Source organism: Actinopolyspora sabaoui (genome assembly GCF_051225635.1).
In the GTDB taxonomy this organism is placed as follows: domain Bacteria; phylum Actinomycetota; class Actinomycetes; order Mycobacteriales; family Pseudonocardiaceae; genus Actinopolyspora.
On the sequence record NZ_JBMIHH010000020.1, the window covers coordinates 1 to 4,161 of the forward strand.

Here is a 4,161-nt window from a genome sequence, read left to right on the forward strand (position 1 = left end):
GCCGGTGTTGTTCGCGGTGGGGGTGGCGCTTTCGCGGGTGTGGCGGCACTGGGGAGTGGTCCCGTCGGCGGTGGTGGGTCATAGTCAGGGTGAGGTGGCCGCGGCGGTGGCGGCGGGTGTGTTGAGTCTTTCTGAGGGTGCCCGGGTTGTGGGGGTGCGGTCTCGGCTGGTGGCCGGTCTTGCTGGTGATGGGGGGATGGGCAGTGTGTCGCTGCCGGTGGGCCAGGTGCGGCGGCGGCTGGGCGAGTGGGGTGGTGCGTTGTCGGTGGCGGTGGTCAACACCGCGGAGTCGACGGTGGTGGCCGGTGACCGGCAGGAGTTGGAGGAGTTCCTCGCCGTGCTGGAGGGCGAGGGTGTGTCTTGCCGTCGGATCAAGGTGGATTACGCGTCGCATTCGCCGCAGGTGGATCCGGTGTTGGGAGAGATCCGGTCGGAGTTGGCCGATCTGGATCCGACAACGGGGGATGTGCCGGTGGTGTCGACGGTGCGGGGGGCTCGGGTCGACGGCAGTGAGCTCGACGGTGACTATTGGGCGGACAATCTCCGCCAGCCGGTGCGGCTAGACCTGGCGTTGGAGGAGCTCGCCCCGGGTGCGGACACGGTGTTTCTCGAACTGGGGGCGCATCCACTGTTGGTGGGCCCGCTCGGCGGCGCCGGACACCTGGCGGTGGGATCACTGCATCGGGACGAGGACGGTGCCTCGCGGTTGCGGCAGGCCGCGGCGGAGTTGTTCGCCCACGGCATCCCGATCGACTGGGACAGCGTCTACGCGGGCACCGACCCGCGGACGGTGGACCTACCCACCTACGCCTTCCAACGCCAACACTACTGGCTCGACGTCACTCCCCCCACTCCGAACGGCGCGTCCAACGGCACCGGTGTCGTGGAAGAACCGCTGTGGGAGGCCGTCCGGGCACACGAAGTCGACACCGTGGCCGACATGTTGGAGATCCCGGATCAGCGACACGAGGATCTCGCGGCGCTCCTGCCGCATCTCGCGAGATGGCGAACCCGGCGTGCCGCCGACGCCGAGCTCGCGAACTGGCTCTACGAGGAGCAGTGGATTCCGGCGTCGAGTCACGGTGACGTTATTCGTCCGAGTGGAACCTGGCTGCTGCTGAGTGAACAACCAGGAGCGCAGCGTGCCGAGTCCATCGCCGCCGCCGTCGAAGCAGCCGGTGCCGAGGTGCTACGACTCGAGCTGGCCGACGATCCGGACGAGGCAGCCGCACGATTGGCCTCGGCCGCGGCGGACACGCCCCTGTCCGGAGTCCTGCTGGTTGCCGGTGCGGAATCGGACGCGGCCTCGGAACCGTCCCTCGAATCCGACCCGCAGGTGACGCCGCGACTGACGCGGTGGGTAGTGCTGCTTCGCTCGATCGTCCGAACTCTCGAAGAAGCCGGCGGCGACGCGCCACTGTGGCTGTTGACCACGGGAGCGGTGAGCACGGCGTCCGAGACTCCCGAGCACGAGCTTCACGATCCGAGCCGGTCCGCGCTGTGGGGACTCGGGCGGGTCGTCGGTCTCGAGTATCCGGCTCTGCTCGGTGGTCTCGTGGATCTACCGGCCGGTCCGCTCGACAGGACGACCACGGATGCCCTGATCGCGGCCCTTACCGCCGACGACGCGGAGGACCAGTTCGCACTGCGTGCCGACCGGAACGGCTCGGTGCGACGGCTCGTGCGGCGTGTCGTTCGGGCTCGGTCCCAGGTGGAGGTGACCGACGGTGGGCTCGCTCTCGCGGGCACGGTGTTGGTGACCGGGGGGACCGGTGGGTTGGGTGCCCGCACGGCGCGGTTGTTGGCGGAGTCTGCCCGGGAGCCGTTGCACCTGGTGCTGACCTCGCGTAGGGGTGCCGCGGCACCCGGCGCGGCGGCGTTGCGGGCGGAGCTGGAAGGTCTCGGGGCGCGGGTGACCCTCGCGTGCTGTGACGTGGCCGATCGCGACGCAATCGAACATCTGCTGGGTGATCTCGACGAGCCGGTTCGCGCCGTCTTCCACGCGGCGGGCGCCACGGAACCACGTCCGCTCATCTCGCACGACACGACGTACGTCGCGGGGGAGCTCTCGGCGAAGGTCGCCGGGGCCGCGAACCTCCACGCGCTCCTCGACTCCGAGCCGCTGGAGGCGTTCGTCCTCTACGGCAGCCTGGCCGGGTTCTGGGGTTCCGGGGACCAGGGCGCCTACGCGGCGGCCAACGCTTTCCTCGACGGACTCACGCGTCGACGCCGTGCCCAGGGTGTTCCCGCCACCATCGTCCACTGGGGCTCGTGGGGAGAAGGCGGCATGGTCTCGGCGGAGACGGACGCCCAGCTGCGTCGTCGGGGCATCCCGCCCATGGCGCCGGAGGTGGCCATCCGTGGCCTCGAACTCGCGCTGCGCGACGGTCGGCCCGCGCTCGCGGTAGCCGACGTCGAATGGTCGAGTTTCACGGCGAGCTACGCCGCGGGCCGCCCGAGGCCGCTGCTGCACGGCGTCGACGAAGCCAGACGCGCTCTCGAGGGGGAGACGCAGCAGGACGACGATCACGACCGAGCGGCGACACGGCTCGGTGAGCGACTCCGAACCCTGCCCGTCGACAAGCGGGAGGAAGCGGTCCTCGAAGCGGTTCGTGCGGAGATCGCCGCCGTGTTCGGCATGGCCGAGGCAGCCGCGGTGCCGTCCGACCGCCCCCTCCGGGAATCGGGCCTCGACTCGATGATGGCGGTGCAGATACGCAATCGCCTGGCTGTGTTGTGCGGAACGAAGCTCCCGCCGAGCCTGCTGTTCGACCACCCCACGCCCGAGGAGCTCGCCGCGTATCTCACCCACCTGCTGCGGGACGAGCTCGAGGACCTCACGCAGCTGGAGAGCGTGTTGGAACGACTCGAGCACGTGCCGGACGAAACGCTGCGACAACCACGATTCAGTCGGCGCATCGCAGCCCTCACGCGACGCCTCGAATCGAACGAGCCCACCTCGGAGTCACGGGCCGACACTGAACTCCGCACGAGTGTGGCGGACGTGTCCGACGACGATCTCTTGACGTTCATCGATCAGGAGATCGAGGACCTGTAACCCGCACCTTTCCACCGTCCCCGTACCGCCCGACGATTGTTAGGTCATGGCTGAAGAATCCGACCTCCGCGCATACCTGCGTCGCGTCACCGCGGCCCTCCAGCGGGAGAAGAGCCGCTCGGAAGAGCTCCAGCGCCGCATCGACGAGCCGATCGCGGTGGTGTCGATGGCGGGGCGCTATCCGGGTGGGGTGGATTCTCCGGAGGGGTTGTGGGATCTGGTTTCGAGTGGTGGTGACGCGGTGTCGGGTTTTCCGGATCGTCCTGGTTGGGACGTGGCGGGGTTGTTCGATCCGGACCCTGAGGCAGCGGGGGCGACGTATGCGCGTGAGGGTGGTTTCCTGCACGACGCGGGGTGGTTCGATGCGGGGTTTTTCGGGGTGAGTCCGCGGGAGGCGGAGCGGTTGGATCCGCAGCAGCGGTTGCTGCTGGAGACCTCCTGGGAGTTGCTCGAGCGCGCCGCGGTGTCGCCGGACTCGGTGGATCGGAGCGCGACCGGCGTCTACGTCGGTATCCAACACAGCGATTACGCGCATCACCACCTGACCAGGCTCGACTCCCTGGACGGGCACATCGCCACCGGCATGCTCGGCAGCACCGCGTCCGGTCGGTTGGCTTACACGTTGGGGTTGCGGGGTCCGGCGGTGTCGGTGGACACGGCGTGCAGTTCCTCGCTGGTGAGTATTCACCAGGCGATGCAGGGGTTGCGGCGTGGTGAGTGCGATCTCGCCTTCGCGGGTGGGGTCACCGTGATGGCGACACCCTGGGCCATGGTCGAGTTCAGCCGCCAGAAGCTCACCTCCCCCGAAGGAAGGTGCAAGTCGTTCTCCGAGAGTGCCGACGGTGTGGGCTGGTCGGAGGGCTGCGGCATGTTGTTGTTGGAGCGGTTGTCGGATGCGCGGGCCAACGAGCGCGATGTCCTCGCGGTGTTGCGGTCGAGCGCGCTCAATCAGGACGGTCGGAGTCAGGGGCTTGCCGCGCCGAACGGTCCGGCGCAGGAGCGGGTGATTCGTTCGGCGCTCGACGCTGGTGGGCTCGGTCCGGAAGACGTGGACGCGGTGGAGGCGCACGGCACCGGCACCGCGCTGGGCGACCCGATGGAGG

Annotated in this window: 2 protein-coding genes; both read left to right on the plus strand. The window is 69.1% G+C overall.

Features of this window, described 5'->3' with window-relative positions; all coding sequences use genetic code 11:
• Positions 1–3,058 (plus strand): type I polyketide synthase (locus tag ACOQFL_RS22780; protein ID WP_435546253.1); only part of this gene is annotated, 3,058 nt, incomplete at its 5' end.
• Between the two features lie 46 nt (positions 3,059–3,104).
• Positions 3,105–4,161 (plus strand): beta-ketoacyl synthase N-terminal-like domain-containing protein (locus tag ACOQFL_RS22785; RefSeq protein ID WP_435546254.1); only part of this gene is annotated, 1,057 nt, incomplete at its 3' end.